This is a genomic window from Acidianus brierleyi, assembly GCF_003201835.2.
Classification (GTDB): domain Archaea; phylum Thermoproteota; class Thermoprotei_A; order Sulfolobales; family Sulfolobaceae; genus Aramenus; species Aramenus brierleyi.
This window is the reverse complement of the sequence record NZ_CP029289.2, coordinates 1,063,532-1,089,268: the sequence shown is the minus strand read 5'-3', so window position 1 is coordinate 1,089,268 and position 25,737 is coordinate 1,063,532. Positions and strand designations below refer to the sequence as shown.

General features: G+C 31.9%; 24 protein-coding genes and 1 pseudogene. 13 read left to right on the top strand and 12 right to left on the bottom strand.

The window, feature by feature from the left end; translation table 11 throughout:
* Positions 1-4 precede the first annotated feature (4 nt).
* A complete protein-coding gene (locus DFR85_RS21505) occupies positions 5-1,060 on the bottom strand; it encodes a hypothetical protein (RefSeq protein WP_110270032.1) in 1,056 nt (351 codons plus the stop codon).
* A gap of 47 nt (positions 1,061-1,107) precedes the next feature.
* Entirely contained in the window at positions 1,108-1,851 is a 744-nt protein-coding gene (locus tag DFR85_RS21500) for an exodeoxyribonuclease III (RefSeq protein WP_110270031.1), read from the bottom strand.
* A 157-nt stretch (positions 1,852-2,008) separates the two neighbouring features.
* On the opposite strand from DFR85_RS21500, the gene DFR85_RS21495 reads away from it, so the two are divergent.
* Positions 2,009-5,935: a S53 family peptidase gene (locus DFR85_RS21495; RefSeq protein ID WP_246253033.1), complete on the top strand. Its 3,927-nt coding sequence runs from the start codon at positions 2,009-2,011 to the stop codon at positions 5,933-5,935.
* A 6-nt stretch (positions 5,936-5,941) separates the two neighbouring features.
* Entirely contained in the window at positions 5,942-7,789 is a 1,848-nt protein-coding gene (locus tag DFR85_RS21490) for a peptide-N4-asparagine amidase (protein ID WP_168367130.1), read from the top strand.
* Here the strand turns inward: DFR85_RS21490 and DFR85_RS21485 are convergent.
* Positions 7,749-8,096: a hypothetical protein gene (locus tag DFR85_RS21485; RefSeq protein WP_110270029.1), complete on the bottom strand. Its 348-nt coding sequence runs from the start codon at positions 8,094-8,096 to the stop codon at positions 7,749-7,751. The two genes, DFR85_RS21490 and DFR85_RS21485, sit on opposite strands and share 41 nt — an antisense overlap.
* 61 nt (positions 8,097-8,157) lie before the next feature.
* Here DFR85_RS21485 and DFR85_RS21480 point away from each other — a divergent pair, with 61 nt between their 5' ends.
* Entirely contained in the window at positions 8,158-9,165 is a 1,008-nt protein-coding gene (locus DFR85_RS21480; protein WP_110270028.1) for an AIR synthase family protein, read from the top strand.
* Here the strand turns inward: DFR85_RS21480 and DFR85_RS21475 are convergent, their stop codons facing one another.
* Entirely contained in the window at positions 9,166-9,735 is a 570-nt protein-coding gene (locus tag DFR85_RS21475; RefSeq protein WP_110270027.1) for a hypothetical protein, read from the bottom strand. It abuts the gene before it with no gap.
* A 108-nt stretch (positions 9,736-9,843) separates the two neighbouring features.
* Here DFR85_RS21475 and DFR85_RS32130 point away from each other — a divergent pair, with 108 nt between their 5' ends.
* The 6 genes from DFR85_RS32130 to tenA all read left to right on the top strand — a co-directional run bounded on the left by DFR85_RS32130 (position 9,844) and on the right by tenA (position 13,194).
* Complete coding sequence (locus DFR85_RS32130; RefSeq protein ID WP_110270026.1) at positions 9,844-9,978, top strand: DUF3834 domain-containing protein; 135 nt, start codon at positions 9,844-9,846, stop codon at positions 9,976-9,978.
* Positions 9,963-10,511: a DUF3834 domain-containing protein gene (locus DFR85_RS21465; protein ID WP_110270025.1), complete on the top strand. Its 549-nt coding sequence runs from the start codon at positions 9,963-9,965 to the stop codon at positions 10,509-10,511. Before DFR85_RS32130 ends, DFR85_RS21465 begins: the two co-directional genes overlap by 16 nt.
* Positions 10,512-10,533: 22 nt before the next feature.
* Positions 10,534-11,100, top strand: a complete 567-nt coding sequence (locus DFR85_RS21460; RefSeq protein ID WP_110270024.1) for a GMP synthase subunit A — start codon at positions 10,534-10,536, stop codon at positions 11,098-11,100.
* Entirely contained in the window at positions 11,097-11,927 is an 831-nt protein-coding gene (gene nadC / locus DFR85_RS21455) for a carboxylating nicotinate-nucleotide diphosphorylase (protein ID WP_168367129.1), read from the top strand. Before DFR85_RS21460 ends, nadC begins: the two co-directional genes overlap by 4 nt.
* 73 nt (positions 11,928-12,000) lie before the next feature.
* Entirely contained in the window at positions 12,001-12,468 is a 468-nt protein-coding gene (locus DFR85_RS21450) for a PaREP1 family protein (RefSeq protein ID WP_168367128.1), read from the top strand.
* A gap of 84 nt (positions 12,469-12,552) precedes the next feature.
* A complete protein-coding gene (tenA, locus tag DFR85_RS21445) occupies positions 12,553-13,194 on the top strand; it encodes a thiaminase II (RefSeq protein ID WP_110270023.1) in 642 nt (213 codons plus the stop codon).
* Here the strand turns inward: tenA and DFR85_RS21440 are convergent.
* The 4 genes and pseudogenes from DFR85_RS21440 to DFR85_RS21425 all read right to left on the bottom strand — a co-directional run bounded on the left by DFR85_RS21440 (position 13,161) and on the right by DFR85_RS21425 (position 17,742).
* Positions 13,161-14,327 (bottom strand): pyridoxal-phosphate-dependent aminotransferase family protein, encoded by a 1,167-nt coding sequence (locus DFR85_RS21440; protein ID WP_210433943.1) that lies wholly within the window; start codon positions 14,325-14,327, stop codon positions 13,161-13,163. The genes tenA and DFR85_RS21440 overlap by 34 nt on opposite strands.
* 128 nt (positions 14,328-14,455) lie before the next feature.
* Positions 14,456-15,442: an energy-coupling factor transporter transmembrane component T family protein gene (locus DFR85_RS21435; RefSeq protein WP_110270022.1), complete on the bottom strand. Its 987-nt coding sequence runs from the start codon at positions 15,440-15,442 to the stop codon at positions 14,456-14,458.
* Between the two features lies 1 nt (position 15,443).
* Positions 15,444-17,020, bottom strand: a pseudogene (locus DFR85_RS32250) (ABC transporter ATP-binding protein).
* 5 nt (positions 17,021-17,025) lie between these two features.
* Positions 17,026-17,742, bottom strand: a complete 717-nt coding sequence (locus DFR85_RS21425; RefSeq protein ID WP_110270021.1) for a hypothetical protein — start codon at positions 17,740-17,742, stop codon at positions 17,026-17,028.
* 184 nt (positions 17,743-17,926) lie between these two features.
* Here DFR85_RS21425 and DFR85_RS21420 point away from each other — a divergent pair, with 184 nt between their 5' ends.
* The 3 genes from DFR85_RS21420 (at position 17,927) to DFR85_RS21410 (ending at position 20,205) form a co-directional block, all read left to right on the top strand.
* Entirely contained in the window at positions 17,927-18,073 is a 147-nt protein-coding gene (locus tag DFR85_RS21420; RefSeq protein WP_162582689.1) for a hypothetical protein, read from the top strand.
* Positions 18,074-18,549: 476 nt separating this feature from the next.
* Positions 18,550-19,161, top strand: coding sequence for an undecaprenyl-diphosphatase SepP (sepP, locus tag DFR85_RS21415; protein WP_110270020.1), 612 nt, complete (start codon positions 18,550-18,552; stop codon positions 19,159-19,161).
* A 48-nt stretch (positions 19,162-19,209) separates the two neighbouring features.
* Entirely contained in the window at positions 19,210-20,205 is a 996-nt protein-coding gene (locus tag DFR85_RS21410) for a zinc ribbon domain-containing protein (protein ID WP_110270019.1), read from the top strand.
* Here the strand turns inward: DFR85_RS21410 and DFR85_RS21405 are convergent.
* From DFR85_RS21405 to DFR85_RS21390, 4 genes are all read right to left on the bottom strand, one after another.
* Entirely contained in the window at positions 20,190-20,765 is a 576-nt protein-coding gene (locus DFR85_RS21405) for a hypothetical protein (protein ID WP_110270018.1), read from the bottom strand. The two genes, DFR85_RS21410 and DFR85_RS21405, sit on opposite strands and share 16 nt — an antisense overlap.
* A gap of 152 nt (positions 20,766-20,917) precedes the next feature.
* Positions 20,918-22,135, bottom strand: coding sequence for a hypothetical protein (locus tag DFR85_RS21400; RefSeq protein WP_168367127.1), 1,218 nt, complete (start codon positions 22,133-22,135; stop codon positions 20,918-20,920).
* Between the two features lie 79 nt (positions 22,136-22,214).
* Entirely contained in the window at positions 22,215-23,147 is a 933-nt protein-coding gene (locus DFR85_RS21395; protein WP_110270015.1) for a mechanosensitive ion channel family protein, read from the bottom strand.
* Between the two features lie 77 nt (positions 23,148-23,224).
* Positions 23,225-23,767, bottom strand: coding sequence for a hypothetical protein (locus tag DFR85_RS21390; protein ID WP_110271795.1), 543 nt, complete (start codon positions 23,765-23,767; stop codon positions 23,225-23,227).
* A gap of 177 nt (positions 23,768-23,944) precedes the next feature.
* On the opposite strand from DFR85_RS21390, the gene DFR85_RS21385 reads away from it, so the two are divergent.
* Positions 23,945-25,735 carry a glycoside hydrolase family 15 protein gene (locus tag DFR85_RS21385; protein WP_110270014.1) on the top strand — a complete coding sequence of 597 codons (1,791 nt, stop codon included), beginning with the start codon at positions 23,945-23,947 and terminating at the stop codon, positions 25,733-25,735.
* Positions 25,736-25,737: the final 2 nt, after the last annotated feature.

Below are 25,737 nucleotides of genomic sequence, written 5' to 3'. Positions count from 1 at the left end.
TTTTTTATAAAATATTTATTTCGCTTTTTAGTATTTGTGTTATATTATTTAAGTTTAGGTATCCATACGTTCCTATTTCTATTACATACTCGTTATAATATGATATTGTTATCGTAGAATTATTAGTAATTGTTAGTGTGAAATATTTAGCTCCACTTATACTACCTTGCGATATATTAGTATGGAAATTAGACGTATTTATTACGCTATAAATATGTTCATATACATTTTCAGCATCGGTACTATTTTTGTATTGACTTATTTCCATCTCTACTAGAGTGTTGTTGTCAGAATAAAATCCGACATATCCTTGATTTAAAGGTATTTTATTAATATTTTTAATAAAATAGAAACTAGAGTTATTTATTATAGAGTTATTTATGTATCCCCAGCCTATTAATGGAATTGAAATATTTGCTAAAATATCTGGAGGTGCTGGAGTTATGCTTCCATTTATAATTAGAGAATCGATCTGTTTTAATAATAAATTTTTAACATAATAGACGTTATTAGAGGTTCCATTCAAACTAATACCAATGAAATATGTTCCATTATACGCAAGAGCGATTCCTGATCTTGAGGTATTGCCATATATATAGTAGAATGTCTTATATTCTCCAGAACCTTTTATACTGATGTTAGAATTCAGTGCTGCAACGATTCCGTATAACAAAGAATTCTTATTGAATCCTGAAAATTGTGAATTCTTTGTTATATTTATTTGCGCTATAAAATCTAGAGATCTTACAGAACTATTATGTATTAGTACACCTATGAAAAGCTTATTAAAGATATTTGATGCTGTAAAATTCTTAAAACTGAAATTTGGCATATTAAAGTTATTTATCTCAATCCACGCTCCCACATAAAATGGATAAATTCCTGTAGTATTTTCAGCGTCTTTAGGATCTAAAACGAAACTAGTAGGAGGTCGAATTGTTTGAACACTAGACGGTTTTTGTACTATTGTCGTAGATGGAGTAGTTATGTGTAAAAGCTCGAAAGCACCTATAATAATAAGTGCAATAGCTATTATACCTATTATAATGTTCTTTCTCATATGATAAAGAGAGTTAGGTAATATAATAAAACTTTGCGAAACACTATTTATTCAATTTCCAAAATTACAGGAGCATGATCAGAACCCATGATTTTTTCTAGAATCTCAGCTCTTTTAACTCTGTTTTTTAGCTTCTCTGAAACTACACAATAATCTATTCTCCAACCTATATTTTTTTCTCTAGCGTGAAACCTATAAGACCACCAGCTATAATGCCCTCCTTCTTTTACAAATAGTCTAAAGGTATCTACGAATCCTAGTGAAAGGAAATGGGTCATCCATTCTCTCTCTTGAGGTGTAAATCCTGCATGATTTACATTATCTTTTGGTCTAGCTATATCTATTTCCTCGTGGGCTACGTTAAAATCTCCACAAATTATGCAAGGCTTATTTAGGGATAATACGAATTTTTCAAATTCGGAATTAAATCTTAATTTAAAATCAAGTCTTTTTAGACCTTCACCTGCATTTGGAAAATATGAGTTTATTACATAAAAATCGTTAAATTCTAATGTTATTGTTCTTCCCTCTTCATCGAAATCCTCTACTCCTATTCCATACTTTACACTAATTGGTTTTATCCTAGTGAGCGTCATAGTGCCACTGTATCCCTTCTTTTTTGATGGAAAAATGTAGATCTCATAGGGTAATGTTTGAAAGTCTAAGGGTATTGAATCTGACCTCACTTCTTGAAACATCAGTACATCATAATCTAGGCTTTTTATAGTATTTACAATTCCTTTTCCTATAGCGGCCCTTAATCCATTAACATTCCAGGATAGTAATTTCACGCATAAATATTCATTTGAAACAAAATTTAAAGGCAATTCCCAAGGTTTTAAAGATTATAATTTTTTCACATTTCTAAAAAAATTGTCATAAAATCTAAAAATTTCCTACACATAAATTTGTATATATATTTATAAAGTTAGGTGCAGTATGAATTTTATGCAACAGATAAAGAGTTTAGTATTGACTATTTTAATTTTAGGTTTTTTGTTTCCAATACTAGCTTACTCATCCCAATCAGAGGTCTCTTATAGCGGTCCTTCCTTATCTGGATATGAAATAGGTAAAATCAATCCCAATACAGAAATATGCTTAGAATTCTTTGTTATACCGAGTAATCTAAATGAACTTTATTTAGTAGCTCAGGAAGTCTCTAATCATCAAATGAAACCTCTAAACAATTCTCAACTTGTAAGTGAATTTGGCCAATCACAAAAAGTTAACAAAATAATTAGCTTCTTAGAAAATAATGGATACGAAATAGTGTATGAAAGTCCATTTTCAGTTTTTGCCATAGCTCCTGCGTCTATAGTAGAAAAGACGTTTTCCGTTAATTTAGATCTATATAAGGATAATAATGAAATTTATTATAAGCCTTCTTCATTACCGCAAATTCCTCAATTAATGAAGAACGTAATAATTGGAGGATTAACTAATTACACTCTAATTCAGCCACAATATTTTGTTCTCGGTAAATTAGAACATGGAGTTATAGAACCATCGAATGCTCCAAGAAGTCTACCGTTGAGCTATTTACAATTTTCTGCTTTGTATTATACCCCTCAAGATATACAAGGTGCATATAACGTGTCTGGATCTAATCCGGGCAAAAACGTTACTATAGCCGTAGTTGACGCTTATGGTGATCCAGAGATTTACCAAGATATTCATACTTTCGACAAAATGTTCCATTTGCCTCCAGTAAATTTAAGTGTAATTCCAGTAGGTCCTTATCATCCTATATTTGGATTGTTTACTGGATGGAACATAGAAACTGCATTAGATGTAGAAGCAGCTCATAGTATGTCTCCTTATGCTAAAATTGACCTTGTAGTGGCTGCAAATAACGGGGCAGCATTATTTGAGGCCATAGATCTTATAGTAAGTGAGGATTTAGCTCAAGTAGTTAGTATGAGCTGGGGATTCCCAGAAAATTTAGCATCAGCATCAGGATTTTACGCATGGTATCAAGGGGTACCTTTTCCAAACTATCCATATTTAGATTATTACTTTGCATTAGGCACTGCTGAGGGTATTTCGTTTTTTGCAGCGTCTGGAGATGATGGAGCATATCAAGGCACTCTAACTACTTATGGCGGTGTTCTATTCCCTTCATCTTCTCCCTTCGTTACAGCTGTAGGCGGAACATCACTTTATGTTAATGTGACATCGGGATATCTAACTTCATTAAATTCTACGGCAACTTATGGTTATGAAACCGCATGGAGTGTAGAACCGCAATATGAAAGTGAAGGCACTAGTACAGTGAGCTCTGGAGGAGGGTATAGCACGCTTTTTCCATCTCCTTGGTATCAGAGGGATATCACACATTCTAATTTTAGAACAACTCCAGACGTCGCCGCAGACGCTAATCCATATACTGGCTTTGTTACAATAGTTGATGGTGCAGAATGTATTATCGGAGGGACTAGTTTAGCAACACCTTTATGGGCAGGAACTGCAGCAGATATAGACTCTTACATAGGTCATTCGTTAGGATTAGTTAATCCATTACTTTATGGAATATATCAAAACTCAACACTATATGACGAAGCTTTTCATCCTGTTAGTTTTGGATATAATGGAAAATATTTTGCTAATTATACGTATAATTTAGTTACAGGATTAGGAAGTCCTAACGTTGGTATGCTTGAATATGTTATAAAGAATTATATGATAAATCAGGGTCTTAAAATATCAGTAACTACATGCGAACCTCAAATTACGCAACCATGGTATATGTATGGGAGCGCATTCAAGATATTGGCCTATATTTCAACTCCTAACGGTACTACAGTAACCACAGGAGACTTTAATGCATACATATATACATTAAATGGCTATCTTGCTAGTGTTCCATTATCGTTTAATGGAACTTATTGGGTAGGTAGTTACACAATTCAAAAAGGGGAACCACAAAACGTTTGGAGCATTGTAGTTAATGGTTCAATTTATGGTCTAACTGGAATAGGTCAAACAGATATAGATGTAGGGGAATCTATAAACATAATATTTCCAGTAGGTCAAATTTTGCCAGTAGATCAATCGTTCCCTGTAGTAGTATGTGCATATTATCCTAATGGCACTCCAGTTAGTAATACTACATTTGTAGCTCATTTCATAAAGGACGGTAAGACCATATTTAACGTAAGTTTATTACCTACTTCTACGCCTGGTCAATATGAAGGAATAGGAACATTATTATCTCCAATGCCAGAGGGAACATACATAATGGTTATTAATAATACCTATGGCAGTGCATATACGTACAATTATTTTGGAGGTATAATTTATGGATTGTTATTTACTCCAATAAACGACGGTATGCCTTCAGCTAATGTGGGGCAAAATATAACCTTATTAGCGTTTACTTATGATCAAGCTGGATTAGGTCTTTTTACTTCTAATGTAACTGCATTCGTATATAATCCTCAGAATCAGTTAGTTGCTACAATTCCTATGTCCTTAGCTCCAGATATTACAGAATTTGGAATATATAATTTATTTGGATATCATGAAGCTAATTTTACTATACCGTCTAATTTTACTCCTGGATTCTATACTGTAATAATTCATTCTACTATATCTACATCGGTAGGTATAGAAAACTCTAATTTCACTACGGCATTTTACGTGGAGCCTTCTGAATTGTCTTATCAAGTGAGAAGTGTATCCACAGTTTATGAAGGCCAAAATCTAAAGATCTATGCGAATATAACATATTCCAATGGTACGGAAGTCAAGTATGGCGAGTTTTCTGCTACTCTATTTCCATCTCAGTTAAATTTTGAATCCTTAATCTTAGAATTTGAAACTGAAACTCTCTTACAGTATAATTCAACTCTAGGAGAATGGGTAGGCATAGCAAAGATACCTTCTATACTTACAGATCAAGGTACAATCTATCAAGGCGGAAATCTGTACGAACTCTCTGGAGCATGGGATGTAGTAATAACTGGAACTTCTCCATTTGGATCCAATTTAATAGCAAAAAGTTATACTCAAGTAATGCCTTATACGTATCTGCATACGTTAATAATAACGCCAGAAAACGTTAGCGAAATACCTTTATTAACATATAATGGGACAACTTATGAATTAGATGACATATATTCACCTTCTATAACTGTAGAAGGATTACATAATGTAATATTATTAAATTCTATAGTAGGTCAGATAGATTCATATAATTCAACATTAATAGCAATAGATTCTAGAATAATTCAGATAAATTCGGAATCGTCTTTAGTAAGTTTAATTAAGGATACAATAGGCGGAAGAGAGTTCGCTATTAACTCTATAAATTCAAATATAAGTCTAGTAAGTAGTGTAATTGAAGATTCTACTTATGCATTTAACCAGAGCGATAGCATAATAACTCAAGAAGGTGTATCTATAACTAATGTGACTTCATTGTCAACTTTACCAGAACCTAAAATAGTTTCTATATCACCAACTAACGTTACAACGTCTTCTACAAATATAACTATAACCATTACTGGAGAAAATCTTAAGGTTACTGGTGTTGAAATGGATGGGTCCTCAATTTCCTACTCTGTATCTTCTACATCTTCAGGAATAAAGATAACTATTCCATTTGATGCTAGTCTACTACCTTCAGGATTCTATATATTTACTATAAACGTTAATGATGGTTTACAATATAGTCTACAATCTGGTGTTTATAATTCTTATCATGAAGTAGTAAGTGAAGGTCAAATACAGTCTGCTGAACATTCGATAACAACATTGAGTCATTCTATATCGTCACTGAGCAGTTCTATAACAGTTGCTTATGCTTTAGGCATAATAGGTATAATAATAGCCTTAATTGCATTATTTTTCTCTTTAAGAAAGAGGGGGTGAAAAGTAATGAAAAGATTTGCAATTTTAATTTTATTAATATTAACTATAGTTCAATTTTCTATATTTTTTGGATATACACAAGGTACTGAAGTATCTCCATCTTCGTTTGTCCATCCACTAATATCAAACATTACAGTCTCATCAAAAATTCCTTTTACTGAAGATCCTTCATACTACTCTTTTGAGGCATATCACATAATTCCTCCTAATGTTACTCCATTAGTTATTCATGTAGCTACTAATTTGCTTTTTAATGACACTGGGTTGAGGCCTTTCTATATAAAAACTTATGTCCCTCCAGGAAACTATTCAATGGAACTCCTTAATGTATCGATAAAAGAATTTAATGGTACGCAATATGACAGGCAAGCGTATATATTTGTCAATGGTGTGCCAATATTTTGGGGATCTACTCAAGAAATAAATAATTCTACAGCAGAAGCCGATGTGACAATGTTCGAAAACTTACTTAAGGGCAATGTTACATTTGAGCCAGTAATACAAAATTACTATGACGCAAAAGTAGGCATTACGGGATTATATGAACTTAATATAACACTTTATTTGTATCCTGGAACTCCTCCAAAAGGTTTGCCAAACGAGTTTATTCCATTGTTTGTTAACGTTACAGTTCCGTTTAATTATTCATATGTTATTCTTAATCCAAAATTTGATAGTATAACATCTTCAATAAAAATTCCTAATGGAACTTATAAGATGGATGCTTTAATATATGAGGAAGGAGGAGGAAACGATGAATTTTGGTATACTAACGAGCCTGCTACAAGGAGTATAATGGTCTATTACGATTCTCATTTAGCTAGTATAGTCAATCCTTATGAGACAATTTATACTGGAGGAATAGATTTATTCTACTGGAAACCATTAACGTCAATAGATACTCTCTCTTTCCATAATCCGTACATAATAGACTTAACTCCAATGATAGCATACGGGACTACTGCAAATGTAACTGTAAGTGTTAGCAATTTGCTTCAAGCATATCAGTTAACTGGTTCATTAGCTTATGATTGGGATATAGCCGGTGTAATGATGTTGTGGGTAAATCAATCTAATCCTTTAGTAGGAGCTAAAATAATAACGGAATTTCAAAATTACATGGATTCATCTCCATTATTCTTTGGAGGATATCAAAATTCTGAATATTACCAAGAAGGAGGACATTACTATCTTGCCTATAAATCAGAATTAATGTTTGAACATGGGATAGAAAATACATCAGTAATTCAGTATGGAAGATTCTATGCTTATCAAACTTTTAATAGTATTTATGAATTAGCTAATTTAACTGAAACATTCAGTGAAATAGCAAAAGAAACTGGATTCTATAATTCCACATTAATTATTCAAGGTGATTATCCAATATCAATGTATATTGATGCTGCCGCAGTACCTATAACTAATCCCAAGGTAATACCATTCAATTTAAGTTATGAACAAGAAGGATATATTGATTTAGGACTTCATTATTATTATTCATATACTTTTGATAATTATAATAAAACAACTATAACCAATGAGAAACTGTATTCTAACGGTGGTTTTGGAGGTATAATAGAGATAATTAACTCTTACGGTGGTGCAGTTCTAGTAGCTCTAACATCAAATACTGCAAATACGGTAAAAGATCTTAGTCTTACATACTTAGTTAATGGTAAAGGATTTAATGAGGAATTTTCTGCTGAAGGTATTCAGAACAGTACTGTTAATTTAAACGGCTATTATATTTATATTCATGAAACATTTACTAATATAAATCCTACAAATTCTTTAGTAATGCTCAACAGTGTATTTATTGCGACTCTTGATCTTCATCGTTCAGCTCGTCTATAAATTCCTCATCCTCCTTTTCTTTTCCTTTATTCATTTTTTTCTCGTAACTTCTTCTGGATTTATCCTCAAGGTCTATGTATTCCTTTGATGCTTCGTTTAAAATATAATCTAATCTATGGTAAAGTAATGCAGCTTCAGACTGACTTAATTGAAATCCAACTCTATTATTACCGTCATCTATAACGATAAGAAACTTAGCCTCTTGAGGAAATCCTTTATCATTTGTTGTAGGGGAATCCATAAGTAATTCTAAAGTTTTTGTTTTACCATCTTTCGTAAATCGTGGAATTCTAAGTACTCTTTTCATAGTTTGATATTCCGTAAGAACTTATAATATACTTATTTCTTTTTGTTCAAAGGAATTACTCATGACTAGTTTAGGAAAGATAGGAAGAGACGTTTTTGATAAAATAATTTATCCAAACTTAGGAAAAATGAGAGAAGAAGTTATAGTTCCACCTAGAAATGGTGTAGATGTTGGAGTAATAGATTTAGGAGATGGGAGAGTTTTAGTTACCAAAACTGATCCTGTATTTATTGTTCCTCAGTACGGTTTTAGAAAAGCAGCATGGTTTGCAGTTCATATTCTGGCAAGTGATGTAATGACTTCTGGTATTCCTCCTCAATATTCGCTGGTTGACCTTAATTTACCTACTTCTATGACAGACGAGGAGTTTGAAGAAATGTGGAAAGGAATTTCTGATTATCTAAAAGATATTGGAGTAATGGTTGTTGGAGGACATACTGGTAGATATGAGGGAACTAACTATCCGATGCTTGGGGGTTTCGCAATGTTTGGAATAGGAGAAAAAGAAAAACTTGCAAATCCATCAAAAATTAAACCAGGAGATAAGGTTATAGTAACTAAAGGTCCTGCAGTAGAAGCAACTGCGCTTCTAGTTAATACATATCCAGAGTATTTTAAGAAAAGGCTTTCTCCAGAAGTATTTAATGAAGCTATGGAAATGTATTGGAAAATGTCTTGCTGGAAGGATGGTCTCATAGCATCTAAAATAGGCGTTCATGCTATGCATGACGCTACTGAAGGAGGTCTATGGAATGCGTTAGTTGAGGTTGCAGAAGCAAGTAATAAGAGAATCAGGATATTCCCGGAAAGAATTCCTATGTATCGGTCAGTAAAAGAAGTATCTTCCATAGTGAATATAGATCCTTTCATCTCTATAAGCGAAGGAACTATGGTTATAGTTACTGACAAAGAAGAGGTAGTAGGTGCTCTAAAAAGAGAAGGTATAGAAGCTGAAATTATTGGAATAGTGGAAGAAGGTGAAGCAGAAGTTATAGGAGAGAAGAAGATAGAAAGACCAAAAGAAGATCCGTTCTGGAAAGCTTTCTTTGACTTAACAAGTAAGGTATAGCTATCTATTTCGAATATAAATTCTGAAAATTAGATAATCTATGACAGCAAATATCAAAACAGCTATTCCTATGTAGATAATATTAAACGGTATTATAGTTATTATAAAAGCTTCCAATACTCCTAACATGATTCCTATTCTTCTATTGTATCTTCTTCTCATTATTCTTGTTTTCTGTAGAGTCGTATACGGAGTAAATATACTTGCAAGAATAATAGCCGGATCTTCATTTGGGAAATCTCCATCTATTTTTAATTTTTCTTTATTCAATATTATTGATCCTATAACGATATTATTCATTAATATTCTTTTATTGAGATATTTGTTTTTAATAAATTCATGCATATTTAAATTCTCTATTACGTATTCGTTTCCATCATATACTAGTTTATTTTTACTGTATTCTCCACGTAGAAGTCCAGACTTTAGTATTTTATATGTTCCTTTATCTCTAATTATCTCGAAATCATTAACAATAATTTTTAAGTTAGGGAAAAATTCTCTTTTTATCTTAAATTCCATATTATCTATAAATATTGAATCGTTACTTCCTTCTATACTCACTTTCATAATGGTGTTTTCCAGTGTTTTATCAAAAAATTATTCATTAGCTTTGTTTATATAAGACTAATTATTTAAATAATTAACTTTTTTAGAAAATATGACAATAAAATAACTATGAAAATTTCTTCTCCTATAGGTCCAGTTTCATATCCTCTAATAGCTTCTCAAATGAAGAGGCATGATTTTGAACTACTTTTAACGCTGATAGTGCAGACGCATACGTCAATGCTAGCGTGGAACTTATTCTAAAGGATTTAGAAGTGAATTACTCATTAATAAGAAAAATGTTAATTGTTACTCCATTTATAGGAGATAAAATTGTAATATGGAAAAAAGGTAGTGCTAATGATTTAATGTTAAGAGCTATTCTAAAACTTCTGAATAAGAATTCTCAAATTATTTATACAGAAGATCCTATGCAAGTTTTTGCTATTTATAAAAAGGGTGACGCTGATTCCGCGTTAGTAACGAATTCTATTGATGAAAAAGGTATACCTCTTGATGAATTATTTGAAAAATTCAATATTTATATTCCTGGAATATGTGGTGCTCACATTTCTAGAGGAGAAGAGGATTTTATTTCAATTTATCAAGAAGGAATAGATCTATTTATTGAAAATCCTGAAGAAACTGCAGAATATGTTTCTGATAATCTTCCAATATTTAGGGGATCTATATTTATTCAAAAATTAATGGAAAGATCAATATTAAAAATAGAAAAGGCTAAAGATTATAGTAAGTTTAAGGAAATTATAATGAATATTTATCATCAAAGCCTTTAATCTATCATTATTAAGTAAAGATGTGAAAATAGCACTTATATATTACGGAGGTCAATATAATCATCTTATCCTAAAGAATCTTAAATATTTAGGACAAGATGCAGAAGCAGTTAACCCAAGCACGTCTTTAGATAACATGAAGAAATATGATTGCATAGTATTTAGTGGAGGGCCATATTCAGTAGAGCAAGAGATTTCTAAAATGGGAAATTCTTCACTTTTTATAAAGGAATTGAAAATTCCTATGTTAGGAATATGTTTAGGTCATCAACTCATAGCCTATGTTTTAGGAGGAAAAGTAGGTAAGGCAGAGAATCCAGAATTTGGATTAGCTAGAATAAAAATAGAGGACCATGATACTATATTGCAAAATATTCCTAAGGAATTTGTAGCATGGGAAAGTCATAACGACGAAGTGAAGGCTCAGCCGGAAGGTTTTAGAGTATTAGCGTATAGTGAGAACGCAAAAATACAAGCTATGGTAAATAAGGATAATTCAATATTTAGTGTCCAATTTCATCCTGAAGTTAAAAATACAGAATACGGTTTGGAAGTATTTAAGAATTTCATAAAAGTGTGTAAGAAATGATTAATCAAATAATAATTGATAAATTAATGGATTTTTTAAAGGAAGATGTATATCCGGAAGATATAACTAGTAGAATAGTATCAGGAGAAAAAGCAAGAGGAGTAATCTTTTCAAAAGACGAAGGAATCTTGTCAGGCACGGTTTTTATTGTACCTTTTCTACAATTTTTAGGTTTGAAAGTATCGGAGTTTATGAAAGATGGCACGGAAGTAAAGAAAGGAGATAGGATAATAGCATTAGAAGGTGATGCCGAAACTTTGCTTAGCGCCGAAAGACTGGCATTGAATTTATTAGGTAAGTTATCTGGAATTTCAACATCAACTTACCAAATGGTTAAAATTGCAAGAGAAGTTAATCGAGAAATAAGAATTGCAGGAACAAGAAAGACAACTCCTGGTCTTAGAATTTTCGAAAAATACGCAATAGAAATTGGTGGAGGCGATCCACATAGATTTAACTTAAGTGATGCTATCCTCATTAAAGATAATCATCTTGCTATTATAGGTGATGTAGAAGAAGCTATAAAAAGGGCAAAAAGAATAGCTAGTTTCACTAAGAAAATAGAAATAGAAGTCTCGAATTTTTCCAACGCGATTAAGGCATATAAAGCAGGAGCAGATGCCATACTAATAGATAATTTAAGTCCTGAAGAAATAATTCCAATAGTCAGAGAACTTAAAGGTAAAATTATTTTAGAAGCGTCTGGAAAAATAACGCCAGAAAACGTGAAAGATTATGCAAAGACTGGAGTAGACATAATTTCAAGCGGGTACATAACCCATTCTTCTAGATCCTTAGACTTTTCTATGGATGTATTTAGAGTTTAGACTCTATTTCATGCCACTTTATTTTGAAATACTATGAACAATTTTTAAACTGCAGATTATAATTAAGTATATAATGCAAGAATTACCTAAACCTTGGTTTGATCTTAATGCTTATAAAAAAATTAGATTAGAGGAAGCAAAATTTGAAGCTACAATAGCTGAAAAATTTCTAGGTGAAGGATTAATAAGGAATGCTGCAGGTAAGGCTTTTCAAGCATGGAAAGCACTTATTGCTTCTATGTTAGTCGATAAAAGAAGCGATATAATAAAAAAATATCATGGAAAAAAGAAACTTAAAGGAAACAAATCTATAGAGAAGGCAGATTGGATAATAGCTATAGTTCCTACTTCGTATCTGGAAGAGCTCTCTCTCCTACTCGGGAAAGAGATAAATCTACTAACAGAGAAAGCACTTCTGATACATGATTATCAGTATAATGGTCCAGATAAGGAGGGTATTTTGAGTCCGTTTAGGGCCGATGATATCGCAAAGGAGAGTATAAAGATTCTAATAGAAGAAATTCTTAAAAGGGTCTCATAATTATTCTGGTATCAAAGAAATAATTACGAACTATATGAAAGTTAGATTATTATATAGTTTAAGACGATTATATTTTGATGAATAATGTTATCTGATGATTTATGGAATTCTATACGCGATATATATTCTTCCATATTATCTCATCCATTTTTAAGAGAGTTAGTAAATGGAAAACTAGATGTAGTCAAGTTCAAATATTATGTCTCGCAAGACTATCTTTATTTAAAACAATTTAGTAGAGTTCTTTCAATCCTTTCAGCAAAGGCGCCAGATAAAGATAGCCTACTATTTGCTACTCATGTTACTCATGTGATGAATGTAGAAAGAGAATTACATGAATATTTTATTAAAAGACTTAATATAACGGAATTTAAAGAATCTCCTACTAATCTTTTATATACTTCCTTTCTGCTATCTACAGTATACTCTAAGCCCTACTATGAGTCAGTTGCAGCAGTACTTCCTTGCTATTGGATATATATGGAAGTAGGAAAGGAACTAAAGAAAGAAGGATCTCCAAAGGAAGAGTATCAAAAGTGGATAGATACTTATGGAGGAGAAGAATATGAAAAAGGAGTTTATCAAGTTTTATCTATAGTTAATTCCTTTAAAATTACTGAAGAGCAGAAAAATCAGATGATAAAAAACTTCAGAACTGCTTCCGTAATGGAGTATATGTTTTGGGACTCAGCCTATAGATTGGAAATGTTTCCTTTTGATAGGTAAAGTTGTGTAGATCTTACTCCTTCACCTAATCTTATTGGCTCTCCTAGTCTTGAGAGCACTCTTTCTAATGCTGCTATAGTAGAAATAGCATCATTTTCATTTACCCATCCCATATGTCCTATTCTAAAGTATTTTCCTGCTAAATCTGGATGCACGCCTGGAGCTAATTCTATTCCCTCATTTACTATTTCCTTAAGCACTTCACTCGGATTAACCTTATTCACAATTACTCCTGTTACTGTATTGCTATAGGCTTCTGGATGTTTAGCTACTATTGATAATCCCATTCCTTCAATTCCAGTTCTTATAGCAGCAGCTACTTTTTCATGTCTTCTAATTCTATTTTCTATTCCTTCTTTTTCAATTAACTTAAATGCCTTCGTTATCATTAATATTAAATGAACAGGCAAAGTTGAGAAATACGCAGCCCTGCCTTCTTCCATAGATTTCATTACATCAATCCAATTCTTTAGATTAAGATAATATCCTGCTATAGAATTATCAGATAATCTGGAAACTGCGTTTTCTGAAAGAACTAAAAGTCCTGCACCAGGAGGAGTTCCTATAGCTTTTTGACTTGCAGTTAAGAATACATCTATGTTATCCATTTTAACTTCTTCTGCACTTACACTTGATACACCGTCAACAACTATTAGATCTACATAGTTTCTTATTTTTTTAGATACCTCGTATATTGGTTCTCTTATTCCAGTGCTAGTTTCTACATGTGTCATTGTTACCATATTATAATGCTCCTTTGAAACTTCCTTTTCAATATCATCAGGAGTTACGTAATCTCCAGGTTTAGCTCTTATAGTTTTCACATGAACTGGATATCTTGATAGAATTTTTTCCCATCGATCCCCAAATACTCCATTGGAAATAACTAGAATCTTATCGTCTTTTCTAAGAAGCGATGTTACGCTTTCCATTGCAGATGTACCTCCTCCAGGTATAATAAAAGGTTGTGAATTTTCTTGAGCTCCCATTATCTTCCTTAAAGACTTCAATGAATATTGAAAAGCATCAACGAATTCTTTTGATGTGAATCCTACATCTCCCTTCATTCCCTCAATTAGAACATCATAATCTATTGTTACAGGACCTACATGCATTAAGAGTTTTCTAGTCATGCGAAAGATTATGAAATAAAATATAAAAAATTATAAGGATAAAATAGCTGAGGGTAAAATGAAAAAAATTATTAATTAATGTTTATGCAATAAAAAATATTCGTGCTTTTTGTTGATAACATTAAAACTTAATATCCGACATATGGTATTCCTCTTCCATATCCAGTCAAAATTAGAATTATAGCAATGACATATAGTAACGCTATAAAAATCCATGTTATGTAATCTATTTTATTGAATGTAACTTGTTTCATATATGTTCTTTTTGGATTAGAATTGAAAGCTCTAGTATCTGCAGCTATTGCAGTATATTTAGCTCCTCTCATAAGGAAAATTAATGTCGGTACTAGTGCACTAAGTGCTGCAATCAAAATATAAAGCGGCTTGAATATTCTAGGCTTTCCATATCCCAATCCTCTCATCATTTCTAATTTAACTATAGTATCTAAGGTATCAAAAATTCTAGGTATACTTCGCATTGCTACGGTTAATGCAAAAATGAAAACTAGTGGAAATTTTATTTTTTCTAAATATCTTAATAAATCTGACGGCGTAGTCGTTATAATTAGAAGAAGTCCTGCGAGCATTGGGGCTAAAAATCTAAATACTATTTGAAAAGCATAGAATAAAGCTTGAGTAGTAACAACTGGTTCATAGCCCATATACGCAAAGTAGGATGGCCATACCCATATCACATTAAAAGTATTAGTATTTAGCGCCTGAGATAGGTAGTTAAATGGGGTATAGAAAGCAAACCCTGTTGTTATTCCTAATATAGTTGAAAATAGCAGATAGCTTACATACATGACTTTCTTTTTAGCGTCGTTTAAAGTAAAAAATAAGCCTAAAAACACTAAAGTTAAAATAGCTCCAAACCACCATATAGTTAAAGACGCAACTATTGTAGAGCTTATAGTTAATACTAGCTTAGTTAATGGACTCATTTTGTAAAGTATTCCATTTCCTTTCTCGAATCTAGTAATTTGTAAAAATCCTCTAATACCTATTGCCCCTAATATAATAAAAATTGGGCCAGCGGCACCGAAAAAGAAAATGAACCAGCTTATTCCAGATGATAACCAAGGAGGTAATGATGGTTCTTGATAAATAAACATACTACCACCTTAATAGAAAATCTGTTGGTGGGTATATTCCATACTTAGATGACTCCTTAAATACTTCTTCGGGCTTTCCTTCGAGAACTTTCTTCCCATGATCTATTATTAACAATCTATCTGCGTACTCATAGACAAATCTAGAATCATGAGTTACGATAAGTATAGTATAGCCTTTACTAGCCAGATCTTTTAATTCTTTTCCTAACATCATTTTATTATAAAAGTCCTGACCAGAAGTCGGCTCGTCCATGAGCATAATCTTAACTCCTGACGCTAAAATCGACGCCATAGCCACTCTTCTTCTTTGTCCCATGCTTAGAATAACCGGATCTTGATCCTTATATTCGAAAAGTCCAAATTCTTTCATGTATCTTTCAGCTATTTCATGATAATTCTTTACCTTTCTATGTTTTAATGTATACTCAATCTCTTTTTTCACTTGACTAGTAACTAGCATTAGATCAAATGTTTGAGGCAAATAAACCATGTATTTTCCTCTATACCATATAGGTTTATTTGATAGTTCTTCTTCCATATACTTTATAGATCCATAAACTTTGTATTCGCTTGGATCTAACATACCAGAAATACCTTTCAATATAGTAGTCTTTCCAGCTCCGTTCTGTCCCATCATTGCAACTATTTCTCCTTCTCCTAGTCCAAAACTTACATCTAAAATTTCCTTGTTTTTTGCATATACCTTAATATTTGCTGTAAAAATTTCCTTATTGATAGATTTTCTAGGAGGATCAGAAATCATTATATTTTTCTCTTTTATTATTTTCTTAACAGATTCTAAGTCTGGAGCTTCGAGACCAAGTTTTTTAGAATAAACAAAGTATTCTGGTATTTCTATGCCAGAAGTATAAAGTGTATCTACTCCATCTAAAATTTCTTCTTTCCTTAAATCTAGGGCTATCTTCCTTTATCTATAAGTATAACTCTATCAATAAAAGGAAGTACTCTTTCAACCTTATGTTCAACTATTAACATAGTTTTCTGTCCTCTAAGGTTTCTCAATGTCGAGAATATATGATCTGTTCCTTCTGGATCTATATTAGAAGTAGGTTCGTCTAAGATAAGTACTTCTGGTCTCATAGCTAAGACTGAGGCTAATATCGTTCTTTGAAGTTCTCCCCCAGAAAGTTTAGTAGTCTCTTTTCCCCATAAGTGCTGGATTCCAGCAATTTTCATTGATTCTTTTACTCTTTCTTCTATATCATCTGGAGATAAATTTAGGTTTTCTGGTCCAAAAGCTATTTCTTCTTCTACAGTATAATTAATAACTTGGCTTTCTGGATCTTGCAAAACCGTACCCACAAGCGTGGAGAGTTTAGAAAGCGGAGTATCTTTTACGCTTTTACCCAAAACATTTACTTCTCCTTTCAAATTACCAGATACCATATGAGGTATTATGCCATTAATACAACTTACAAAAGTAGATTTTCCTGACCCTGACCTACCCGTAATAAGTACAGATTCTCCTTTTTCAATGTATAGCTCATCAACAGAGATAGAAGGAGAAGTAGAACCTAAATAAGAAAAATTTAAACCTTTTATTTCAATTGCATACATTTTATTTACACCTGGACTGCTTTCTCCACTCTATTTGCCGAAAGTCCTGCTAGAATTCCTATTGCGACATCACCAGGTATAAATGCTATAAGATCATATACAACTCTAGCATAATTCACAGTTGCACCATAAATTAAAGGATCGAAGAAAGCTCTATAAAATATTGGATCTGGAATTGCCCATAATAATCCAATTATTCCTCCTTCAATAGCCGCTAGTGCGGCTACATATCCTAAACCCTTTGATATGCCTATGCCAAATAGTTTTCCTCCAGTTGCAGCTATAGCTAAATCTACAAATAATCCGTATGTTAAAGACTCGTATATGAAGAACATAGGTTCTCCAGAGAAGCCGTAATGAAATAAATCTCCAAGAATATCAAAAAGAAAAAGGCTTATCATACCTACGCCTACTTTTCTAACTAAGGCTGCTACTATAAAAACTATAAACATTCTTCCCCAAAAAGACGGATCAACAAAGGTTGAAATGCCTGAAGGAATAATTCTTCCTATAATTGCGCCAATAATAAATTCCCATACATATGCTGCTGCAGCACCTATTCCAATATAAACCCAGTCAATTGTACTAAACGCCTTTAGCCCACCGTTTCTTTTCCCTAATATTATTGCAACAAGAAAGGCAATAACAAAATAAGCAACTACAATTGGTACTGGTATTTCTCCTGGAATACTTGTATAAAATCCAATTCCGTTAAAACCCATTTTGCTCAACTCAACTTTTGATAAGCTCAAAATAAACTTTTCCTATATAGCGTTTGTAAACTATATAGAAATAATTGCTAATAGTAACACTGAAAATTTTTAACTTTTTATACTGGATAGGATTTTATTATATTTCTCTAGAAAAGTATGTTAGATAAACTTAGAATAGTGAACTCCTCCTACGGTGATTTTCACGAACAACACTCCTAAACAAGAAGACAAGCTTTACAAGAGTGAGACTAAGAAGACTAGGTATAGGGGAGGGGGTGGTGAAGGCCCTCAAGTTAACCCCAATCAAGTAGTTCCTTCGGCTCTTCAAGCCATCGCCTAGCCATGTTAGAGGCAAAGCATGTGGAGCCTCCTACGCCCTTACCGGTAGACCCAAAATCATTTTACAAATATGAATTCAACATTAAACCTCATATTTTTTTCTTCATAAGGAATATATTTCATTATACTCATAATCAAGAGCATTAAGAATAATGTATTAAATAATCGATGTAAATAAAACGGATTCTATCATACACATCTCATCATTTTCTAATATTATAATAATATTCCTCAGTTTACTTTCAGAAAATAAAAGATCTAATATAACACTTAAAAATTTCTAAAAAATATTGCAAAATCAATTATCTAATTACATTAAATTCACATAAATAACTAATAACAAATAAAAATTATTTTTACTAATAAGATTTTGGGTCTACCGTCACGGATGGAGTCTTCCGTCCTCTTTGAATCCCCTGTTAAGATAAATTTTTCCTATCCAAAAGATTTTTATCTACACTCTAGCTTTTACTTCTGATGAAGAAATACTGGGTACTATTATTTCTGTATATAATATTTTCTATAATTGTAAAAATTCTTGGAGAACCTAAAGTTCCCTTAAATATTGTTATTTTTGAGTTGATAAATTATCATCAAGTTTCATTTATTAATCCAGCAATGATATTTTTCTCGCTATACGGAAGAGAATATGTATGGATACCATTAACTGCCATTCTTCTGATATTTAAAAAAACTAGAAAAATTGCAATAACTCTTGCTGCCTCATTTATATTGGCAATAATATTAGGCGAAGCCTCAAAATACCTAATGGCACAATTACGACCATTCTACTATATTCCTTCCTTCTTATTGGTACCTAGACCCCATGATTTTAGTTATCCTTCTGGTCATGCCTTAATAGTAAGTGACGGCGCAATGGTTTTAGCTTTAACATCGCCTAAATGGCTTTGGATAATTATGATGATTGAAGCAATAATAGTAAGTTATTCTAGAGTATATGTGGGAGTTCATTGGCCAGCAGATATATTGGGAGGTTGGCTATTAGGCTCTTGGATAGCCTTTTTTACTGTTGAGTTAGAACAGAAAGGAACATTAAGTAAATTTGAAAAAATATTTAGAGCTAACTAAATTATTTCGAACATAACTATTTATATATCTTAGTTTAATAATAGATTTATGGGTTATCAGCCTCCTCCTTATAATCCATATGGCCAGCCTTACGGAGCACCTCAGCAGCCATATGGGCAACCTTACGGTCCATATGGAAATAATCCAATGATGACCACGATGATGTGCGAACAATCCACAGGATTAGGCGGAAAAACGCAGATGGTTCCTATAAATTATCCTATAAATCTTCAATATGTTTCTCAGCAAATTACTATGTATTTAATGTCTCAAGGGTTTCAGGCATTTCCAATGGTAGGACAAAATATGGCTGTAATTCAAGCAAAGCATGACAGTGTTTTAGGTATGATAACAGATAAGAATAAAGCTTATACAATAAGACTATGCCAAGCTCAGAACATGGTTGTAGTTGAAACGGGAATAGCTAATCTAATGGAAGATCTTTTAGTTGCAGGAGCTACTGCAGGTGGAAGCTATTTAATTGGAGACGATATGTTACATAGTAAACTTTTGGAAATTTTAGGAGGCGGAGCTACAGCTTACGATGCGTATAACATATACAAGGATTTTGCCCAAGAGGACCAACTAATGAATATGATAGTAATGGCTATAATGAGTGCACCACCAGCCGGTCCTATGGGCCCACAACCTTATCCTCAATATGGACAGCAATATGGTTATCAACAGCCATATGGCCAACCATATGCAGGTAATCCACAACCTTATGGAGCACCTCAGCAGTATGGTCCTTATCCTCCTCAATCTCAACCTTCCCAATATCCTCAGCCTCCTTCTCAACAATCTGTACAGCAATCAGTACCTCAACCTCAGAATCAATCGCAAACTAAGGCTCCAGTAGTAAAGAAGATAAAATGCTGGAAATGTGGTACAGAAAATGACGAGGACGCAAAATTCTGTTCTAGTTGTGGGGCTTCATTACAACCAGTGAAATGCCCTAAATGCGGAACTATAAATCAGCCAGGTTCTAAATTCTGTTCAAATTGTGGTTCAAAACTTGTTCCAATAGTTCAGAGTGATTCATGACAATATCTTAAGCTAGATTTTATAATATCTGGTGCAAAATTGAAAATATTTATTTTACATTTTAAAGGAGAACTATCATAAACTCCTAACAATAGCCTAACTGCTATTTTGTATGAGTCTTTCTTTCCCGTAATTTTATCAAATTCTTCACAAGATAGAGGTATAAAGTTTCTAAAGAACGAATTTACGTTTGAAATTTCCTTAATTTCTATAGTTTCTTTACAATTTTCTATAGCTCTTCTCAAACTTTCATCTCTTATTCTTTCAAACCATTTATTTTTTAGTGTCTGAATAATAATATCACCTGCTGTGATGTATCCTTTTATTATTTTATCTGAAGGAGGTAATTTTTCTAGATCATCAAATATCATTATTATTTCCAAATCATTTGATTTAAATGCTTCTTTCAATGTATTTTTTATATTTTCAAACAAAGAATCTTTAGAATATTTATTTAATCCCCATATTATCATGGAAATTAGATATTTTGTTTCTGCCTCACTTATGAAACTAGACCTAGCTTTTTCCATTATCTCATCAATTATCTTTTCTACTTCCATAAGATATTATATAGGTAATATTTCATAAATCAGTTACTGTAGTTATTTCATATATCAATACTCGGCAAACTCATCATCATATACAATTAACTTGCCTGGAAAATAAATCAGACGCTGACTTTATCCTCACTAATCAGAAGCATGGTCAGTCATCACAGTAAAAATGCCGAAATCCAACCTTTTCTTCTTAAAATAGATATTAGAAAGTTTCTCTCATTAACTTTTTCGGCTAATGGACAATCGTTACAATCTTTTAATTCGTCTGTTTTCTCATATACCTTATAATACCAATAAGATATTGGATCCACTACTGAAATGTTTTGTCCAGAAGAATTTTTAACAAAAGGTAAATCAATACCACCCATTGAATGTATTTCTATTACATCCTTAAGTACTTCTCTTCCATTGCTTTTAGCTAATGCAAAATTTATGAAATTAGTCATAACTTTGTCGTAGCTTTCAAAATCTATAATTCCATTCCTTGCAGTTAAGGAAAAAGATGAAAAAATATAATCGTTAACTCTTATTTTATTTTCTAAATGTAAATCCACTAAATCTAAGCTTTGCAGTTCTATAATTTTTTCGCCTTTTACAAAGAACCCTACGTATATATTGCCTTTTTTATGGGAGGATGATAAAAATTCTAAATTTTCTGTTCTCATTGAACCGTGAGGTGAAGTGGAAAAGAATTTTCCAGAACTTTTTAACATATTTTGGCCCATAAATTTCTCGGATCCTTCGGTATCTTGGTACACATATACTGCAGTAAAGAAAGTATAATTTCCTGCAGAGGTAAACGGATTACCCATTTTGGGATCTAACTTCGAAGTAAATAAGATAGGATAAACAGAATTTAAATCAAGGTTGACTGGCTTTGGTTTTTCTTCTATTTTAGATATACTTTTAATAATAAAATCAAGATCTGCTGTTCCATCTATCTCTGGAATAAAAGCAAAGAGTTTTCCATTATCTGTTAGTAATGGAATAGCATAATAAGGAGAATTTATTTTCTTAAAATCATTTATTTTCTCTGCAATATTTATTTCTCTTTTATGTTCTTTTCTTTCTTCTTTTTTAGGTATACAGTTAGGGAATAAGGCTATATTAGATAAACTTAATTCAGTTACTTCTTTCCCTATAAAATCACCAATTTCATCCAAGAAGTCTAATACAGCTTTATGGAAAGTTGTTTTATCAAATTCCTCCTTTATACGCTTCACATCTCCAGTATTCGTACATACATATGCTGAAAAGGAATATTCATCATCTTTTGTAATTATAATTGGCGTATTATCTTGTGTTACTAATGCTGCAACTGATCCATTTTCTGCATGCTCTATAAGGTATGTCAATGTTTCAAAAGCATTCATAAACATGAATATCATAAAATCAAATTAAACCTTTTTATTATCTAAATAATTTTAGCCCGTAATCATTAATTTTTTAGCTCTATTGTTTTATTATTTGAGATCCATTTTTATTAACTTCGTTTTGTAGTTCTTTTATAGTCTTCATTGTAATTCGCAGAATTTGATCTCTTATTGGTTCTTCGTATATTGATTTACAAACTGTATCTATTCCAAGAATATACGTAGTCGTTGTAGTTTCAAGAATCTTTATTGACGGTTCACTAATTATTGAATCTATTCCTTTTAATTTATCTTTTAATCTATTGATAACTAATTCCGGATCTAAATCTTTAGAAACCTCGTATTTAGTTCTAACATTTCTTTTTTCTTCTGCATTATGTATAAAAATTGCTGCTTGTACCATTATGCTGTTAGGTATTTTTACAGGTACACTATCATCAGTATATATTGTTGTATATAAAAGCGAAATATCTATGACTTTGCCAGTATAACCAGGAATTAAAAAATCATTTGAAAAGAATTTTGGAGGATAAGTAGGAGCTAATAATCCATACTGCCATGTTGAGATTGTTATTCTATCCCCTACTTTATAAGGTCTTGAAAAGAGTAACATTACTCCACCAAATATATTAGAAAGCACTGTTTGTGAGGCCAAACCTAAAACTATACCAGCGAAACCTCCAGCAGCTAATGCTGCCCCTATACTTACTCTTATTAATATGAAGAAACCTACAAATGCTAATATATATCCTAATAACTTTGTTATAAAAGATACACTAGTAGCATTACTTTCGCCAATAAGTCTACTGAATCTAAATTTTATTAGTGAAGATAATAAATATGTTACTAGGAGTACTCCTCCAAACCATATTGTAGCATAGAAATATAAAGTAAAATTACTAGGAATTATTTTAAACGCTGCTAATGTAAAGACTCCTAATCCAATTACTATTGCAGATATAATCGTCGTAATTACTAAAGCTATTATTTGTCTTTCTGAGAACTTAGCCATAAGGAAATAAATAGGAATAAAACTAATAAACGTTTTATAGTATTAATTACATTTACACCTTAAATTACTATATACTGCTAAAAAAGAAATATAAGATTATAAATTATGTAACTTAACGAAAATATAGAAACCATGATATTGGTAATTTTATCATATTTTTTAGGAATAAAATTTATTATTGTAAAAATAGTTATAGATAGTACTGATGTTAGAATAAAAATAGCTATTATTAATAATCCAATTATTACATTCCCGGAAGCTATTGCCAAGACTATAGTAAGTATTTTAGAAGGAGTTAGGACTAGAGCACCTTGTAATAATCCAAATTTTTTTGGTTCTATCTCAAACTCTTTTCCAATTATACTTCCATAAAGTAATAGTAAACTAATAATGATACCTATTATATACGAAACAAATATGATAATGAATTTTACTCCTCTTACAAAAAGGAGTAAACTAATTGGTAATGCAATTATAAGAAAACCTGCAGAATGAAATAATGAGAATTTAAAAATCTTTGTAACTTTCTTTAAAATTCTTGCGGTGACTATATGATCTGGATCTAATCCATGAGTTAATCCTAAAATAAATACTATTATAAATGAATATATTATATCCATATATGGTAGTTTTTCAATTATTTTAAAAGATCTGTTGATACCAATATTATTACTACTTAATACCATTAGTAGTATGATTTTTCAGTAACAGTATTAATAATATTAAATAAAGAATAAATGTATGATTATAACGGTTATCTTAAAAATACTTTTTACTAAGTCTAGTAAATTGAAACTATGACAAGATATGCTATTTTAGGTAATGGGCAACTGACAATTCTCGCCGATAAAAATTACGCTATAAGGGAATTATATTTCCCTTTAAGTACTGAAAATCATATGCAAATGGGTAGGATAGGAATATGGGTTAATGGGAAATTTTCGTGGTTACATGACCTCAGTCCAAAAATAGAATATGAGGAAGATTCACTTTCAGTTAAGGTTAATTCCGAATTTCAAGGTGTAAAATTAGCAATAAAAGATAGTGTTGATATGGCATATCCAATATTGACTAGGGAAGTTAATATTAGTTCAAAAGATGATGTTGTAGTGTTCTTTGCATGGGACTTTAACATTCTTGGCAATGAAGCAGGAGATACTGCGTTTTATGATCCTTTTACGGATTCAATTATTCATTATAAAAGAGATAGGTGGTTTCTCTTCAGTTGTAATGTTCCAACATATCAATATGCAACAGGGTATAAAGAAGTAATGGGATATCAAGGTACCTGGAAAGATTGTGAAGACGGAGTTCTTTCTATGAACCCTATAGCACAAGGTGCTGTAGACTCTGCTATGAGTGTAAAAGTTAAAAATAAGACGTTTTATTGTTGGTTATCAGCGTCTAGGGATTATGATAGTGTCAGAAAATTACATGAATATATTCAAAGAAAAACTCCAAAAACTCTTATAGAAAGGACAGACAACTACTGGAAGGCGTGGTTATTTAAGGCAAGAAACTATGAAAAAGAAATAAGACGATCTATGCTTATTATAGCAGCACACTGGCAAAATAATGGTGCAATACCTGCTTCTCTAGACACAGATATTATGAGGTTTAATAAAGATACATATAACTATGTTTGGCACAGAGATGCAGCTTTCTCGTCTATAGCTATGTCTTTAATGGGATATCAAGATTTCTCTCGTATGCTTTTTATCTTTTCAAAGCCTCTTCTCTATAGAGGATTTTTATTTCAAAAATATACTGCAGACGGACATTGGGGAAGCACTTGGCATCCATGGACTTCAGGCTATATACCTATCCAAGAAGATGAAACTGCATTAACGCTTTATTCTGCGTGGGTTCATTTTTCATTATTTAGGGATGTTGATTTCATAAAACAATTTTATAGACCTTCAATAAAAACAGCCGCAGATTTCCTTGCAGAATATAGAGATGAAAAAACGGGTCTTCCTATGCCTTCTTATGATTTGTGGGAAGAAAGATTAGGAGTGCATTTTTTTACTTCTGCCGCAGTATACGCAGGATTAACGGCAGCAGCTAAATTTGCGGAATTTTTTGGAGAAGATAATTATAAGGAAAAGTACCTAAATGCTGCTGAAGAAATAAAAAAAGGACTAGACATGTTTTTTGTAGGTGACCATTTTGCTAGAAGTTTAAATGACAAAACAGTAGATTCGAGTACATTGCTTGGATCTATGTTAGCATTAGACAAAGATGATAAGAGAGTGTCGATTAATAGAAAAACAGTAGAAGAAAAATTACTAGTAAACGGAGGTATAGCTAGATACGAAAATGACTGGTATTTGAAAGAAGATAATAAGCCAAATGCATGGTTTATAACAACTTTATGGCTAGCTCAACACTACGTATTTGAGGGAAATATGGAGAATGCTATAAAATATCTCAATTGGGTTTTAACTAACTCTCTTTCTACTGGAATAATTCCAGAGCAAATATCTCCAACTGGTAATTATCCTTCTGTATCTCCATTGGTTTGGAGCCATGCAGAACTTATAAGGACTTTTTACTACATAAAGAATGGTTTCAATAGATTTATTTAATA

Bases quoted from the DNA above. Each gene is read 5' to 3' on its own strand.
- tenA (WP_110270023.1), top strand. From the start codon at position 12,553: ATGTTATCTGATGATTTATGGAATTCTATACGCGATATATATTCTTCC.
- DFR85_RS21505 (WP_110270032.1), bottom strand. From the start codon at position 1,060: ATGAGAAAGAACATTATAATAGGTATAATAGCTATTGCACTTATTATT.
- DFR85_RS21395 (WP_110270015.1), bottom strand. From the start codon at position 23,147: ATGGCTAAGTTCTCAGAAAGACAAATAATAGCTTTAGTAATTACGACG.
- DFR85_RS21390 (WP_110271795.1), bottom strand. From the start codon at position 23,767: ATGGATATAATATATTCATTTATAATAGTATTTATTTTAGGATTAACT.
- DFR85_RS21405 (WP_110270018.1), bottom strand. From the start codon at position 20,765: ATGGAAGTAGAAAAGATAATTGATGAGATAATGGAAAAAGCTAGGTCT.
- DFR85_RS21385 (WP_110270014.1), top strand. From the start codon at position 23,945: ATGACAAGATATGCTATTTTAGGTAATGGGCAACTGACAATTCTCGCC.
- DFR85_RS21450 (WP_168367128.1), top strand. From the start codon at position 12,001: ATGCAAGAATTACCTAAACCTTGGTTTGATCTTAATGCTTATAAAAAA.
- DFR85_RS21400 (WP_168367127.1), bottom strand. From the start codon at position 22,135: ATGAATGCTTTTGAAACATTGACATACCTTATAGAGCATGCAGAAAAT.
- DFR85_RS21425 (WP_110270021.1), bottom strand. From the start codon at position 17,742: ATGGGTTTTAACGGAATTGGATTTTATACAAGTATTCCAGGAGAAATA.
- DFR85_RS21485 (WP_110270029.1), bottom strand. From the start codon at position 8,096: ATGAAAAGAGTACTTAGAATTCCACGATTTACGAAAGATGGTAAAACA.
- DFR85_RS21495 (WP_246253033.1), top strand. From the start codon at position 2,009: ATGCAACAGATAAAGAGTTTAGTATTGACTATTTTAATTTTAGGTTTT.
- DFR85_RS21490 (WP_168367130.1), top strand. From the start codon at position 5,942: ATGAAAAGATTTGCAATTTTAATTTTATTAATATTAACTATAGTTCAA.
- sepP (WP_110270020.1), top strand. From the start codon at position 18,550: ATGAAGAAATACTGGGTACTATTATTTCTGTATATAATATTTTCTATA.
- DFR85_RS21475 (WP_110270027.1), bottom strand. From the start codon at position 9,735: ATGAAAGTGAGTATAGAAGGAAGTAACGATTCAATATTTATAGATAAT.
- DFR85_RS21410 (WP_110270019.1), top strand. From the start codon at position 19,210: ATGGGTTATCAGCCTCCTCCTTATAATCCATATGGCCAGCCTTACGGA.
- DFR85_RS32130 (WP_110270026.1), top strand. From the start codon at position 9,844: ATGAAAATTTCTTCTCCTATAGGTCCAGTTTCATATCCTCTAATAGCT.
- DFR85_RS21440 (WP_210433943.1), bottom strand. From the start codon at position 14,327: ATGACTAGAAAACTCTTAATGCATGTAGGTCCTGTAACAATAGATTAT.
- nadC (WP_168367129.1), top strand. From the start codon at position 11,097: ATGATTAATCAAATAATAATTGATAAATTAATGGATTTTTTAAAGGAA.
- DFR85_RS21435 (WP_110270022.1), bottom strand. From the start codon at position 15,442: ATGTTTATTTATCAAGAACCATCATTACCTCCTTGGTTATCATCTGGA.
- DFR85_RS21480 (WP_110270028.1), top strand. From the start codon at position 8,158: ATGACTAGTTTAGGAAAGATAGGAAGAGACGTTTTTGATAAAATAATT.